The following is a 14,635-nucleotide window of genomic DNA, read 5'->3' as shown; positions in this document are numbered from 1 at the left end:
GGCGGGTCGTCGGGAGTGCCCTCGGGCAGCTCGATGTCGCGTGACCGCAGGAATTCCCGCACGCCGTCGGGGCGGTCAGAACCGCCCTGAACACTCACGACGACCTGCACCGCACCCACTCACGCCTCCCGGGAATCCCCATGCGCAGACGCATCCTCGCCGCCGCACTGGCCGTCACCGCCCTGACCGCCGGTGCCTGCGGCACCGATACCCCCGCTCCCGCCGCCGGCGGGGGCACCCTGACCGTCTGGCTGATGAACGGCGACCTGAGCGACAAGGCCACCGCGGCGATCACCGCCGCGTTCGAGAAGGCCACCGGCGCGAAGGTCACCGTCCAGATCCAGGAATGGGACAACATCAACACCAAGATCAGCACCGCGCTGGCGCAGGACACCACGCCGGACGTCATCGAGATCGGCAACACGAACGTCCCGCTGTTCGCCGCCAACGGCGCGCTGACCGACCTCACCCCGCACCGCGCCGAGCTGTCCCGGGGCCAGACCTGGCTGCCCGGGCTGATCGGTCCGGCCACTGTGGACGATCACGTCTACGGCGCGCCCTTGTTCGCGGGCAACCGGTCGGTGATCTACGACAAGCAGGTCTGGGCCGACGCCGGCGTCACCGCCCCGCCCAAGACCTACGCCGAACTCACCGCCGCGCTCGACAAGATCAAGGCCAAGCACCCCGCGCCGGACTACTCGGTCTTCCACTTCCCCGGCAAGTACTGGTTCGGCGCGCTGCAGTTCGTCTGGGACGCCGGCGGCCAGATCGCCGTGCAGAAGGACGGCAAGTGGACCGGTGCCCTCGAAAGCCCCGAGGCTCAACAGGGGTTGCAGTCCTGGAAGGACTTCCAGAACGCCTACTCCTCCGCCGCGTCCCGCAACGTCGACACCAAGGCACCCGACCAGGCCGCGATCTTCTCCGCCGGCGGCGCGGCGGCCATCCTCGACACGAGCGTCAACACCGTGGTCAAGAACAAGCCGGAGCTCAAGGACCGGCTGGGCACGTTCCCCTTCCCCAGCGCCACGCCCGGCAAGACGCAGCCGGTGTTCCTCGGCGGGTCCGACCTGGCGATCGCGGCCAAGAGCCGCAACCAGGACCTCGCGCTCGCCTACGTCAAGGCGGCCACCGACCCGGCCGTGCAGCGCGAAGCGATCTCCGGCATCGACGGCTGGACCCCGATCTCGACCGAGCTGATCGACCAGGTCACGCCGGCGCTCCCGCCGCTCAACGCCGCGTTCGCCACCGCGGCCAAGACGAGCGTCGCGACGCCGGCCGCGCCGGGCTGGGCGACCATCGAGAGCGACAAGTCGATCAACACCTTCTTCGCCGACATCGCGACCGGGCGCAAGCCGATCGCCCAGGCGGCCAAGGACTTCGACGCCCACCTCACCGAAGCGCTGAACGCCCATTGACCGGCGGGGTGGCCCGGCCGACCGCCGTCCCCGCCGGGCCGCCCCGCCCCTTTTCAGCTTCCGACAAGGAGTCCCCGTGTTGCTCGTGAAAGCGCGGCCGCGCGCGCCGGAAAGACCGGCGGCGCCCCGGCGGCGCCGGTCCCTGCTGCCGTACGGCCTGCTCCTGCCCGCGACCGCGCTGCTCGGGCTGGTGCTCGGCTACCCGCTGCTGCGGCTGGTCGTCATCTCCCTGCAGCAGTACGGTCTGCGGTCGCTGTTCACCGGCACGACGGGCTTCGCGGGCTGGGACAACTACGCCGCCGTCCTCGGCGACGACCAGCTGCTCCCGGTGCTCGCCCGCAGCATCGGGTTCTGCGTCGCACTGGTGCTCGGCACGCTCCTCATCGGCTTCGGGGTCGCGCTCATGCTGCGCAAACTGGGCCGCGGGATGCGCACGGCGGTGACGCTGTGCCTGATCGCCGCGTGGGCCCTGCCGAACGTGGCGTCCACTTTGGTCTGGCAGTGGCTCTTCCAGCCCGGGTACGGCGTGGTGAACTGGCTGCTGACCCAGCTCGGCTTCGGGGACTTCACCCAGCACGACTGGACGACGTCGCCGGCGTCGGCGTTCACCCTGGTGTGGCTGCTCGTCGTCTGGCAGTCGGTGCCGTTCGTCGCGCTCACGCTCTACGCCGGGCTTTCGCAGATCCCGCAGTCCTACTACGAAGCCGCCGCGCTCGACGGCGCCGGGGCGTGGCGGGCGCACCGCACGATCACGCTGCCGTTCCTGCAGCCGATCCTCGGCCTGGTCACCATCCTCTCGGTCATCTGGGACTTCACCGTGTTCAACCAGATCTGGATCCTCACCCAGGGCGGCCCGGACAGCGGCACCACGACGCTCGGCATCTGGACGTTCACCCGTGCCTTCAGCCGCAACGACTTCGGCCAGGGCGCGGCGATCGCCGTCGTCTCCGTCGCGCTGCTCGTCGGGATGACCGCGGTGTACGTGCGCCGGCTCGTCCGGTCCGGGGAGGACCTGTGATCCGGCGGGTGGGCCGAAACGCCGCAGCCGCCGTCTTCTGCCTCGTCTGGATCTTCCCGGTGTACTGGATGGTGCTCACGGCGTTCAAGCCGGCGGGCAAGATCCTCAGCCCCACGCCGGAGTTCCTGCCCTTCGACGTCACCTTCGACAACTTCGCCGGCGCGCTCGCCAAGCCGGGGTTCGTCCAGGACCTCCTCAACAGCGTCGTGGTCGTCGTCGCCGTCGTCGCGCTGTCCATCGTGGTCGCCTTCCTCGCGGCGACGGCGTTGACGCGGTTCCGGTTCTTCGGCCGCCGCAGCTTCCTCATCGGCGTGCTGGTGCTGCAGATGGTCCCGGTGCCCGCGCTGGTCATCCCGCTGTTCCTCAGCCTCAAGAGCGCGCACCTGCTCGACACGCTGTTCGGCCTCGTGCTGACGTACGTGGCGCTCGTGCTGCCGTTCACCATCTGGACGCTGCGCGGGTTCCTGCACGGCATCCCCGTCGAACTGGAGGAAGCGGCGATGGTCGACGGCGCGACGCGCGGGCGCGTCATGCGCTCGGTCCTGCTGCCGCTCGTGCTGCCCGGGCTGATCGCGACCAGCGTGTTCGCGTTCATCACCGCGTGGAACGACTTCCTGTTCGCCTACGTGATCATGAAGGACAGCTCGGGCTACACGCTGCCGGTCTGGCTGGTCTCGTTCAGCACCAGCACGGGTACCGACTACGGCGGCCTCATCGCCGCGTCGACGCTGTTCGCGCTGCCCGTCGTCGTCTTCTTCGCGCTGGTGCAGCGCCACCTGGTCGAGGGCATGACCGCGGGAGCGGTGAAGGGCTGATGGTCATCCCCCACCCCGCGCGGCTGACCCGCCACGCCGGTTCCTTCACACCCACCGGCGTCCAAATCGGACCGGGCACGCACGGACCCGCCCGGCTGCTCGCCGAGTACGCGGACCTCCCCGTCGTCCACAGTGGACCCGCCATCCGGCTCGCGCTGGAGCCCGGTTTCGGGTCCGAGGAATACGCGCTCGACGTCACCACGCGAGAAGCGAACCTCACCGCGTCCACCGAAGCGGGCCTGCTCGCCGGGGTGCAGACGGTCCGCCAGCTGCTCCCCCGGCTCGAGTGCCTGACGATCCGCGACGCGCCGCGGCTGCCGTGGCGCGGGGTGCTGCTCGACGTCGCCCGGCACTTCCTGCCCCTGGAGTTCCTGCGCGAGTTCGTCGACCTCCTGGCGCTGCACAAGTACAACGTCCTGCACCTGCACCTCACCGACGACCAGGGCTGGCGGATCGAGATCGACGGGTGGCCCCGGCTGACCGAGGTCGGGGCCTGGCGCGCGGAATCGATGGTCGGGGCCGCGGGCAGCGGCGTCTTCGACGGCGTTCCCCACGGCGGCTTCTACACCCGGCGGGAGCTGCGGGAACTCGTCGCCTTCGCCGCCGCGCGCGGGGTGCGGGTCGTGCCGGAGATCGATCTGCCCGGCCACGTCCGCGCGGCGCTGGCCGCCTACCCCGAGCTGGGCAACCGGCCCGGCGTGCGGCTCCCGGTGTGGACGGAGTGGGGCATCAGCCCGGACATCCTCGGCGTCCACGACGGCGCGTTCGCCTTCTGCGAGGACGTGCTCACGCAGGTCGCGGACGTCTTCCCGGCGCCGTACCTGCACATCGGCGGCGACGAATGCCCGACCACCCAATGGGCGGAAAACCCGGTCGCCCGGGCGAAAGCCGCCGCGCTCGGGCTGGGCAGCACCGCCGAGCTGCACCCGTGGTTCCTCGGCGAGCTGCACCGCGTGGTCGCCGGGCTCGGCAGGCAGGCGGTGTGCTGGGACGAGACCGGCCACGCCGCCGGCCGGATGCCCGCCGACCTGGTCGTCACCGCGTGGCGCGACGCCGCACACGGTGAGCTCGCCGTCGCCCGCGGCCACCAGGTCGTGATGGCCCCGCACCTGTCCACCTACTTCGACTACCGGCAGACCGAGGAGCCGGGCGAGCCGCCGCGCGAACCCGTCACGACGCTGGAAGACGTCTACCGCTTCGACCCGCTGGCCGGCGGGCTCCCGGTCAGCGACGGCACCCGGCCGGGCGTGCTCGGGACGCAGGCCCAGCTGTGGACCGAGCACGCGCCGACCCCCGACCACGTGCGGCACCTCGCCTTCCCGCGGCTGTGCGCGCTCGCCGAGCGGGCGTGGTCGCCACCGGGCCGCGGTTATGCTGATTTCCACCAGCGGCTGGCCGGGCACCTCACCCGGTTGCGCGCGCTGGGTGCCCTGCCGAAGGAGCGCGTCCGGTTCGCCGGCGCGGTCCCCGTACCCGAAAAGACGGTGCCTTGACCGCTGAGCCATCCGGGGCTGCACCCCAGGCCGGGGGCTCCGCCACCCGGGGCCCCCGAAACGATGGTGGCGAGCCGGCGGACCGGCCGCCCACCGTGAAGCGCGACCGCGTCCGACGGCACCTGCTGAAGGTGATCGAGAACGTGGGCCCCGGTACCGGCCTGGCCTCCGAGCGGGATCTCGCCGCGGAGCTGGGCGTCTCGCGCCCGACCGTCCGGGCGGCGATCGACGAGCTGACCCGCACCGGGCTGCTGGTGCGCCAGCGCGGCCGCGGCACGTTCACCAGCCCGCAGAAGGTCACCCAGGAACTGGCCACCGGGCTCGCCGTCCCGCCCGCGGAAGGGCACTGGACCAGCCGGGTCGTCGCGTTCACCACGGCACCGGCGGCCCGCTCGCTCGCCGCCGAACTGGCGTGCGAGCCGGGCACGCCGGTCCTGCGCGTCACCCGGGTCCGGTACGTCGACGACGAGCCGATCGCGATCGAAAGCCTGGCGCTGCCCGCCGATCTCGTGCCCGGTCTGCTGCCCGCCGACCTCGAGACCGGAAACTTCTACCGGCTGCTGCGGGAGCGCTTCGGGATCGCCGTGCAGGACGCGGTGCAGACGATCGAGCCGGCCGTGACCAACCCGGACCAGGCCGAGCTGCTGGAAATCGCGGTGTACGCCCCGATCCTGCACATCGAACGGCTGACCCGCGACACGACCGGCCACGTGGTCGAACTGACCCGCTCGGTCTACCGCGGCGACCGGTACCGCATCACGTCGAAACTCCGCTTCGACGCCGAATCCGGTTGATCGCGCATCCGGAAAATAAATCTTCACCACTTGACGGAAACCGCTTTTCTTAGCGTTCCCTCGTTACCCGAACGAGTGACGCCGTGCCGACATCCGGGTGAGCACGCTTCGTGAAGCACCTTGTCACACCAGGTACGCACGAGTGCGCCGTGGCCACGAATTGCGCTGTTGGCATCGCCTTTTCGGCGCCCGGGTGAGAGCGCTTCAACGCACCGTGGCCGCGGCATAGGCTTTTCCTTCGGCCAGGAAAACGATTCCTGGAACCTCCACCGCGAAAGAATCGAGGACAGTTCATGCGAAGACGCATGCTGGGAGCGTTCCTGCCGCTGGTGCTCGTGGCGGCGACCGCCGCCCCGCTGCCCGCGGCCGCCGATCCCGCGCCCGCCGCGGTTTCCGCGCTGACGAAGTCCGTGCAGGGCACCGGTTCCCCCGCCGACCACGGCGCGACGGCGAACTGGGTCATCGGGTACGACGACCACGCGACGACGACGGGCGCCGCGACCGTCACCGACGCCGTCGGGGCGGGCCAGGCGTTCCAGTCCGGTTCCCTGCACGTCCCGCCCGGCTGGACCCCGCAGTGGTCCACCGACGGCAGCACCTTCACCGGCACCGAACCCGCGTCCGGGGTGACGGCCGTGCGCGCCACGAACCCGGACGCCGGGCCCGACGCGACCCAGCTGTCCGGCGCTCTCACCCCGCCCGTGCAGGCGGTCACGACGGCGACCGGCGGCGACGGCTTCTCGCCGATCCTGTACCGCACGCCGGGTGGCGTGCTGCAGGCGTGGAACATCTACCACCACCTGGGCGCCACTTCCCCGAAGGTGGTCTGCACCGACCTCGCCACCGGGCAGCGCTGCCCGGGCGGCCCGTGGCCGAAGGTGCTCAACACCGCACCCGGCCCGCTCGGCAGCCTGGGCGCCGGCGACATCGCCAGCACCATGGTCGAGCAGTACGTGCGCGACCCCGCCGCGCCCGCGAAGGTCTACTACCCCGCGGTGACGGCGTCGTCGGTCGGCGTCGGCTGCCTCGACCTGGCCGCCGCGGCCAACTGCGGCTACTCGGCTTTGGCCAGCGTGGGTGGCTCGCCGCCGGTCAGCAGCATCACCGGGCTCGTCGAGAGCGGCGGCAACGTCTACGGCCTGATCAGCTCCGGCGCGGTGGTCTGCTGGACCATCGCCACGCAGAGCGCCTGCGGCGGCCAGCCGTACGCGCCGATCGTCCCGGCCGCCAACCAGCCCTACGTCTACGGCGCGCTGACCCTGGTGGGGAACAAGATCTTCGCGTCGACCTCGAACCCCGGCACCGCGCAGCAGCCTTCGCTGGGCTGCTTCGACCCGGCGACGGCCACGGCGTGCGCGAACTGGGCGTCGTCGCGGCCCACCGGACCGGCGGGCAGCTACAACTACAACTCCTACACGGCGTTCGGCACGAACGGTGCCCCGGTGGGCGCGTGCGCGACGACGACCGGCGGTACCGGCGGCACGACGTGCTACGCCCTCGACGGTTCCGCGCTCGCGGCCCCGCCGGGACCGGCCGCGCTGGGCGGTGGTGTCTACGCCTTCCCGCCGGAGGTCGTCACCGATCCGAACGGTCACGTGCGCAGCTACCTCCCGGTCTGGAACGGCGGCATCGCGGGCGCGGCGGTCTGCCACGACTGGACGACGGGGGCGGCGTGCGCGGGGCTGCCGGCCCTGATCACGCACCCCTCGGCGAACGGCGGGGCCACGCGGGACTACGGCTACTCCTACGACGCGCCGTCGGGCTGCCTGATCGGCCTCGGCGACGCGGGCGTGCTGTTCTCGATGGACCCGGCCACCGGCGCCACGCCGTGCGTCCGGTCCGGCGGGCAGGTCACGCTGAAACCGGGAGACTTCTACTGCGACGGCGGAAGTCACGTCCAGGGCTACACGGCGGCGCGGCTGACCGGCGTCGACCCGGCGAACGTCGACTTCGCCGCGTCCCGGGTGACGGTGACCGATCAGGACAACGCGGTCGTGCCGACGCCCGGCTTCGCCCCGGACGGTTCGGTCGACCTCACCGGCGTCTCCGTGGCGGCGCACCCGTCGATCACGGTGACGACGACGCTCGTGCTGCACAGCGCGGCGGGCTTCACCGGCTCGCTGGTGGTCGACTACGCCGGCGACGCGCCGCAGCTGTGCTTCCGCACGACGATCGCGGCGGACTGCGCGGTGTCGTCGGTGGCGAACACGGCCACCGGCACCGACTCGACGGGCTCGTTCACGTCGAACACCGTGACGCTGCCGGTCGCGCCGGGCGCGTCGTGCACGCCGAAGGTCAAGGTGGAGAAGGAGATCTGCACCTCGGCCACGGCGGCCAAGTGCGGGCCGGGCGGCTCCGGCCCGTGGGCGAAACAGGCCGGCGTCGGTCTGCTGGGCCTGCTGTTCGCGACCGCGTACTGGCGGATCACGGTGACGAACGAAGGTCCGGTCGGCATCACGTCGGCGCAGGTGGTGGACAGCGTGGAACCGTCGTGCCAGACGGGTCCGTTCACCCTCGCCGCCGGGCAGTCGCAGCAGGTCCACTGCTCGACGTACGCGCTGCTGAACCTGTTCCCGATCACCAACCAGGCGAAGGTGAGCTACGTGCCGGTGAACGTTCCGCCGGGGACGCCGCCTTCGCACACGAACTGGTCGTCGGCGAAGGCCTGTTCACTGCTGTGCGTTCTCTAGGATGACCGCCCGCGGGAGGCGTTCCGGCGTCTCCCGCGGGCCTTCCGGCGCGACCGCGGGGGCCATCAGGACCGCGCAGAGCGGGACCGCCATCGCGATCGCGGCGAGCACGAACACCGGGAACAGGAAGGAGAACACCTCGACACCCGCCGGGTCCGGGGCGGACATGTCCATGTTCATCCGCACCGCGGCCATGCCCGTGTAGTGCATGCCGGTGACCGCCGCGCCCATCACGAACCCGGCGAGCAGGCGCAGGGACAGCCGGTCGAGGAAGACGGCGAACCACAGCGCCGCCGTCGCCGCGACGATCGCGATCACCACCGACAGCGCGACGAGGAGGCCGTCGTAGCCGAAGTCGCCCTTCACGCGCAGGGCCGACATCCCGGTGTAGTGCATGACGTTGACGGCGAGGCCGGTGATCACGCCGCCGAGCGCGAGCCGCCACCAGCCGAACTTCGCGCGGCCGCCGACGACCACCAGCCCGGCGAACACCGCGGCGATCGACAGCAGCGCCGACAGCACCGTGCGGAAGACGTCGTAGCGCACCGGCATCCCCGGCGTGCTGAAGCCCAGCATGGCCACGAAGTGCATGAGCCAGATGCCGACGCCGCCGATCGAGATCGCCGCCAGCACGAGCCACCGCAGGCGGTGCCTGCTGCTCACCGCGTGGCGGGCCTGCACCGCACAGGCGAGGCCGAGCGCGCAGCCGACCACCGAGGTCAGGTAGGCGAGCACGAGCAGCCAGTGCCCGAGCGCGAAGTGTTCCATGGTCGGTTCCTCTCTACAGGTCACGCAGACCGTGCAGCACGCGTTCCATCAAGTCGTGGCGCTCGTCCCAGCCGGCGTGCTCGCCGAGGGTGTCGCGGACGATCACCATGCCGTCTTCCACCAGGTCCGAGACGAGCACCCGGACCACCCCCAGCGGCAGCCGCAGCAGCGCGGCGACCTCCATCAGCGACCGCGGCCGCAGGCACAGCTCGGTGACCTGGTCGAACGCGCTGCTCGACTGGTAGCCGGCCGCCGCGCGACCCGCCGCCGTCGTCTCGACGAGCGCTTCCACCGCGAAGTCGACCGACGGCGCCGTCCGGCCCTCGGTCCAGGCGTAGGGGCGGGCCAGCGCCGGGCTCCGGCGTGGCTCCCCTTCGCCTGCGTAGCCGGTCACCGCCGGTCCTGGCCCACCGGCATCTCGCGCGCGGGCACGTCGACCTGTCGCCCCACCCGCTCGACCAGCATCGTCATCTCGTAGCCGACGAGCCCGATGTCGCAGCCGGTGGACGCGAGGACGACGAGGTTCGAGCCGTCGCCGACGCTCATCAGCAGCAGGAACCCCTGCTCCATCTCGATGACCGACTGGACGACCCGCCCCGCGGTGAACAGCTCCGCGGTCCCGAGCGAAAGGCTCGACAACCCGGCGGCGATGGCCGCGAGCTGGTCGGCGCGCTCCCGGGGCAGCGACTCGTCGGCCGCGACGAGCAGCCCGTCGGCGGAGACGAGCACCGCGTGCGCGACCCCCGAGACGTCCTGGACGAAGCCGTGGACGAGCCAGTTCAACGTGGCGGTCCGTTCGGGCGCCGTCACGGTGCCGGGAAAAGCTGCCAAGGTCCGCGCCGACGGTTCGGCGCCGGGCACGCGCCGCTGGTGCACGTCGGGGAGTTCGGTCATCGGGGTTCCACTCCGTCCTTTCCGGATTCGTCCGCGCTCGCGGCGGTCTGCCGCCGGGCCGCGCGCATGCCCTGGTAGTGCCGGGACAAGCTGTTGCGGACGGCGGTGGCGTCCCGGAACGCCGCCCCGTCCGGCTCCCGCACCCGCGGCAGGGCCGCCCCGGGGGCGAGCTGCGCACCGGGCCGCCGGGTCGGCAGGCCGGCGGAGCTGAGGTTCTGCACGGCGGCGGGCTGGAGAGCGCTTTCCGCAGCGTGCCGCGCTTCGTCGGCGGGGCTGGACCAGTCCGGCAGGGGTTGGGCGGCCGGGGACCGCTCGCCGGAGCGGTCGGTTGGGGTGGCCGCGATCGTGGGCCGTTCGCCGGAGCGGTCGGCCGGGATGGCCGGTTCCGCGCCCGAGTGGTCCGTTCGCGCCGCGGTTCCCGCGGCCGGAGTCGCGGACCGGTCGCCGAAGCGGTCGGCCGGGGTGGCCGGTTCCGCGCCGAAGCGGTCCGCTCGCGCCGCGGTTCCCGCGGCCGGAGTCGCGGACCGGTCGCCGGAGCGGTCCGCTGAAGCGGCCGCGGGCCATTCGCCGGAGCCGGTGCGGTCGGCCCGTCCCGCGGTCTCGGCGGGGCGCTTGCCCGGACCGGAGTGGTCCGCGTGCCGGGCCCCGCCTGCCTCGCCGGCGCGATCCGCCCGCGCGGCCGTTTCCGCGGCCGCGCTCGCGGGCCACTGGCCACTTCCGGACCGATCGGCGCCACCCTGCTCGCCCGAACCGGGACGGTCCGCCGAACCGGCGCGGCCCGCGGCCGGGACCACCGGCCCCGCACCCGGACCGGGCCGGTCCGCCGAACCGGCGCGGTCCGCGGCCCGGGCCGCCTGCCGCTCGCCCGAGCCGGGCACGTCGGCCGCCGGGACCACCGGCCACTCGCCGGTTCCGGAGCGATCGGCCCGTGCTCCGGTCTCCGCGTCCGGGACCACCGGCCACTCGCCGGTGCCGGCGGTGCCGTTCGTGGCCGCGTCCGCCTCGGTGGGCCAGCCGGCCGGGACCGCCGGGGGTTCCGTGCGCGGCGTGCGGCGGTTCACCGGTTTCGCCACCGGCTCGGTGAACCAGCTCGTCACCACCTGCTCGAAGATCGGCGTCGACGCCTGTGCCGGCACCACCGCCACCGGGCGGGCGTGGCCGTTCTGCCTCGATGCCCCCGTGCGGCCCGCGCCGATCGGGCGGGCCAGGTCCGCGATCACCAGTGCGCCCGGGACGTGGACGCTCGCCGTCACACCCGCGTGGCGGACGCCCGGGGCCGTCGCGCGCAAGCGGACCGTCACGCCGTGGAGGGCCGCCAGGCGGCCGACCACGAACAGGCCCATCCGCCGGGTCGTTTCCGGGCCGACCGTGGCCGCCGCGGCGAGGCGGGCGTTGGCCGTCGTCAGTTCTTCCGGGCTCATGCCGAGGCCCTGGTCGACCACCTCGATGAGGAGGCCGCCGTCGGCGCCGCGGTCCGCGGTCAGGGCGACCTTGTGCTCCGGCGGGGAGAAGCGGGTCGCGTTTTCCAGCAGCTCGGCCAGGATGTGGACGACGTCCGCGGCCGCCTCCGGCTGGACCGAACCACGCGGGGCGTTGCCCAGCGCGACGCGGCGGTAGTCCTTGACCTCCGAGGTCGCCGCGCGCAGCAGGTCGCGCGTCGGCACCGGCTCGCGGCCGTGGCGCACCGGGCGGCCGCCGGCCAGGACGTGCAGGTTCTCGCCGTTGCGGCGCAGCCGGGTCGCGATGTGGTCGATGCGGAACAGCTCGTCGAGCCGGCGCGGGTCCTGCTCGCCGGACTCGAGGTCCTCGATGATCGTCAGCTGCTGCTCCACCAGCGACTGGCTCCGCCGCGACAGCGTCATGAACATTTCGCTGACCTGCTTGCGGAGGTCGGCCTGCTCGACCGCCAGCCGCACGGCCTCGCGATGCATGTCGTCGAACGCGCTGGCCAGCTGGCCGATCTCCTCGTTCGTCCGGACGCCGACCTCGGGTACCGCGCGCCAGTCGACCTCCGTGCCCTCGCGGACCTGCCGGACGGTTTCCGGGAGCGCCTCGTTCGCCGCGTGCAGCGCCGCCGCCCGCAGCCGGCGCACCGGCGTGACCAGCGAACGCACCACCAGCAACGCGATGGCGAGTGCGCCGAGCAGTGCGCCGAGCACGAGCGCGGTGTCGCGCAGCGAGTCCGACCGGGCGTCGTCGGCGGCCGCCGAAACATCCGAAGCCAGCTTCGCCGTGACGTCGTTCAGCACGGCCGTCACGCCGGTCGTCTCCTTGGCGATCGACGAGAGCGACGCCGCGGTGGGGTCGAGCCGGTCTTCGGCGCCCTCCGTCGCGGTCTTGAACCGCGCCAGCAGCGTGCCGGTGAGCTGGTGTTCGGCCTGTTCCGCGAGCACTTCCTGCTCCGCGGCGGTCTGGATGGCGGCCGGGCGCAGCGACGCGTCGGCGGGGCTGTTCAGCGCCGCCCGCACGTACGTCTCCTCGGTCGCCAGCTCGGCGCGCAGGTGCACCAGCACCCGGGCGACCTCCGCGGTGCCGGCGACGTCGTCCGGGACGGTCTCGGGCACGAGGTCGCCGAGCGTGGCGATGATGTCGTTGTAGCCGGCGGCTTTCGTGCGGGTGTCGCCGTTCGCGGCGCCGGCCGCGCGGATGCCGGCGAGCTTGCCCAGCGCGGTGTTCAGCGCGCGGCCGCTGTCGCCGGGCAGCGGCGCGAAGCCGGTGTCTCGCTGGATCGCGGCCACCTTCGCGTCCACCGCGGCGGTGATCGCGCTCGGCGCCCCGGCCGGGACGGCCACCGCGGCGACCATCTCCTGGCCCAGCGACTCGGTGAGGCCGATCGTGTCGTGCAGCACCGGCAGCCGGTCGCGGGCCGCGCTCAGCTGCGTGGCGCGATCGAGCTCGCCCTGGATCCGGATTTCCGCCAGCGCCACCGCGACCAGCACCGGCAGCAGCAGCACGACGCTGATCTTGGTGCGCACGCTCCAGTGCGCCGGCCACCACGCGGCGTCCGCCAGCCGGCGGGGCGTGGGTGTTCTTTCGTGCATGGCGGAACCGCTCGATTCCCAGCCGCGCGCGGCCGACGTCGAACTCGGACAGGAGAGGACCCCAGGGCCGGTCACCGACGTCCCGGGCCAACGGTGGAAATGCCTCTCTCCCGGCCGGGCGAGGACGTGACGATGATCGAGCCGACCAGCAGGGAACATCACGTCCGGCACCCGTGTCAACCCCGCGCACGGCGTTTCGCGAGGGACGGTGTCGAATTATTTCCCGGCTAACGCTTGGTGTTTCACCGGTCGCTGCTTGTACATCGTACAAGCTGTATTCGCGCAGCTCCAGCCGTTGCTGAGCTACGCGAACTGATGTCGGCAGATTTACCCACGCACGGCCGGTCAATGTCGTTCGTGGCGAACTCGGTCATTGTTCCAATGGTTTGTTATTCATTCTCACCCCCTCCGGGTGGGGCGCCCCGCACCGGACCCGGCAGAATCGCCGCCGTGACCGATGTGGACGACAGCGCCGGGGCCGCGGCGGGGCACGGCAAGCGGGTCGGCTGGGTCGAGCTGTACTTCGACCTGGTCTTCGTGTTCGCGGTGGGCCAGGTGGCGCACGGCATCGTGGCCGAGCCGCACTGGTCGCGGGTCGCCACCGCGCTCGGCCTGTTCGCGACGCTATGGTGGACGTGGATCGGCTTCGCCGTGCTCTACAACCGCCGTGGCGACGACGGGCGCGCCGCCGACCGGCTCTTCGTGCTCGCCGGCACCATCCCGTGCGCGATCGCGGCCACGCAGGCGCACCACGTCTTCGAGGGGCACCCGGCGATCTTCGCGCTGGCCATGGCCGGGGTCCGGGTGATCCTGGCGGCCGCGCACCGCTGGCCCGCGCGAGAGGGGCTCGACCAGCGCCGGATCACCTGGGGCTACACGGCTTCGGCGGTGCTGTTCGCGGTTTCGGCGTTCGCGCCCCACACGTGGGCGTTCTGGGTGTTCGCCCTGCTCCAGGAGGCGGGGTTCCTGCTGCTCGGCGACCGGCCCCGCCGCCGGCGCGGCGAACGGCCCTCGCGCGCGACCCGCTGGCGTGAGCTGATCTCGTCCCCGCACGACCCCAACCTCGCGGTCGACTCGGCGCACCTCGCCGAACGCTTCGGGCTCTTCATGATCCTGCTGCTGGGCGAGCTGGTGTTCACGGTCGGCACGGCGGCGCTCGACCGCCCGGCCGACGACTTCGCGTACTGGCTGGCGATGGTCGGCGGCCTGGTGCTGGCCGGTGCGCTGTGGTGGCTGTACTTCACGTCGGCGGCGCGGATCTACGAGCGGATGCTCGACCTGTCGGGCGGCAACCCGGCGCTCGCGTATTCGCTGTACGCGGGGGGCCACCTGCCCCCGGCGTTCGCGCTGGTGCTCATCGCGGCGGGGGTGAACCTGTCGCTGCACGAGTCCCCACCGCACGCGGCGGCGTGGTTCACGACGGCGGGCCTGACGATCTACCTGCTCGGCACCCGGGTCTTCGCGGCCGGCTCCCACCGCTGGTACTTCGGCCTGGCCCGCACGGCAGCACTGGTGGCCACGGTGAACCTGGCCTTCCTGGACCGGCTCCTCCCGGCCCCGGCGGTGGTGGTGGCGATCGCGGTGTGGGGCGTCGGAGCGGCGGCGATCGCGTCGACGATCCGGCACCGGGCCCTGGACCGCATGGGCGACGACCCGCTGACCTTCCTGCGTGAGCGGGCCCGGCGGGGTGGCGACGACGGGTAGCGC

General features: G+C 72.6%; 11 protein-coding genes. 7 read left to right on the top strand and 4 right to left on the bottom strand.

Annotated features, from left to right (window positions below):
• The first annotated feature begins 140 nt into the window (after positions 1-140).
• From AB0B33_RS45520 to AB0B33_RS45495, 6 genes are all read left to right on the top strand, one after another.
• Positions 141-1,415, top strand: a complete 1,275-nt coding sequence (locus AB0B33_RS45520; protein WP_360784111.1) for an extracellular solute-binding protein — start codon at positions 141-143, stop codon at positions 1,413-1,415.
• A 76-nt stretch (positions 1,416-1,491) separates the two neighbouring features.
• Complete coding sequence (locus AB0B33_RS45515; RefSeq protein WP_247024340.1) at positions 1,492-2,433, top strand: sugar ABC transporter permease; 942 nt, start codon at positions 1,492-1,494, stop codon at positions 2,431-2,433.
• A complete protein-coding gene (locus AB0B33_RS45510) occupies positions 2,430-3,248 on the top strand; it encodes a carbohydrate ABC transporter permease (protein WP_360784107.1) in 819 nt (272 codons plus the stop codon). Before AB0B33_RS45515 ends, AB0B33_RS45510 begins: the two co-directional genes overlap by 4 nt.
• Positions 3,248-4,741 carry a beta-N-acetylhexosaminidase gene (locus AB0B33_RS45505; RefSeq protein ID WP_360784105.1) on the top strand — a complete coding sequence of 498 codons (1,494 nt, stop codon included), beginning with the start codon at positions 3,248-3,250 and terminating at the stop codon, positions 4,739-4,741. Before AB0B33_RS45510 ends, AB0B33_RS45505 begins: the two co-directional genes overlap by 1 nt.
• 95 nt (positions 4,742-4,836) lie before the next feature.
• Positions 4,837-5,535, top strand: a complete 699-nt coding sequence (locus AB0B33_RS45500) for a GntR family transcriptional regulator (RefSeq protein ID WP_360784102.1) — start codon at positions 4,837-4,839, stop codon at positions 5,533-5,535.
• Between the two features lie 293 nt (positions 5,536-5,828).
• The gene (locus AB0B33_RS45495) at positions 5,829-8,225 is read left to right on the top strand and encodes a hypothetical protein (RefSeq protein WP_360784100.1); all 2,397 of its coding nucleotides are present in this window, start codon (positions 5,829-5,831) and stop codon (positions 8,223-8,225) included.
• On the opposite strand, the gene AB0B33_RS45490 is transcribed toward AB0B33_RS45495, so the two are convergent.
• From AB0B33_RS45490 to AB0B33_RS45475, 4 genes are read right to left on the bottom strand one after another with little or no spacing between them, the layout of a single operon-like run.
• Complete coding sequence (locus tag AB0B33_RS45490) at positions 8,205-8,993, bottom strand: MHYT domain-containing protein (protein ID WP_360784097.1); 789 nt, start codon at positions 8,991-8,993, stop codon at positions 8,205-8,207. The two genes, AB0B33_RS45495 and AB0B33_RS45490, sit on opposite strands and share 21 nt — an antisense overlap.
• Before the next feature lie 13 nt (positions 8,994-9,006).
• A complete protein-coding gene (locus tag AB0B33_RS45485; RefSeq protein WP_247024346.1) occupies positions 9,007-9,387 on the bottom strand; it encodes a DUF742 domain-containing protein in 381 nt (126 codons plus the stop codon).
• Positions 9,384-9,887, bottom strand: a complete 504-nt coding sequence (locus AB0B33_RS45480; RefSeq protein ID WP_360784094.1) for a roadblock/LC7 domain-containing protein — start codon at positions 9,885-9,887, stop codon at positions 9,384-9,386. Before AB0B33_RS45480 ends, AB0B33_RS45485 begins: the two co-directional genes overlap by 4 nt.
• The gene (locus tag AB0B33_RS45475; protein ID WP_360784091.1) at positions 9,884-12,928 is read right to left on the bottom strand and encodes an ATP-binding protein; all 3,045 of its coding nucleotides are present in this window, start codon (positions 12,926-12,928) and stop codon (positions 9,884-9,886) included. The genes AB0B33_RS45480 and AB0B33_RS45475 overlap by 4 nt, the downstream gene beginning before the upstream one ends.
• 450 nt (positions 12,929-13,378) lie before the next feature.
• Here AB0B33_RS45475 and AB0B33_RS45470 point away from each other — a divergent pair, with 450 nt between their 5' ends.
• Complete coding sequence (locus AB0B33_RS45470; RefSeq protein ID WP_360784088.1) at positions 13,379-14,632, top strand: low temperature requirement protein A; 1,254 nt, start codon at positions 13,379-13,381, stop codon at positions 14,630-14,632.
• Positions 14,633-14,635: the final 3 nt, after the last annotated feature.

Source organism: Amycolatopsis sp. NPDC049159 (assembly GCF_040648295.1).
GTDB lineage: Bacteria > Actinomycetota > Actinomycetes > Mycobacteriales > Pseudonocardiaceae > Amycolatopsis > Amycolatopsis pretoriensis_A.
This window is presented reverse-complemented; position numbering and strand designations above follow the sequence as displayed.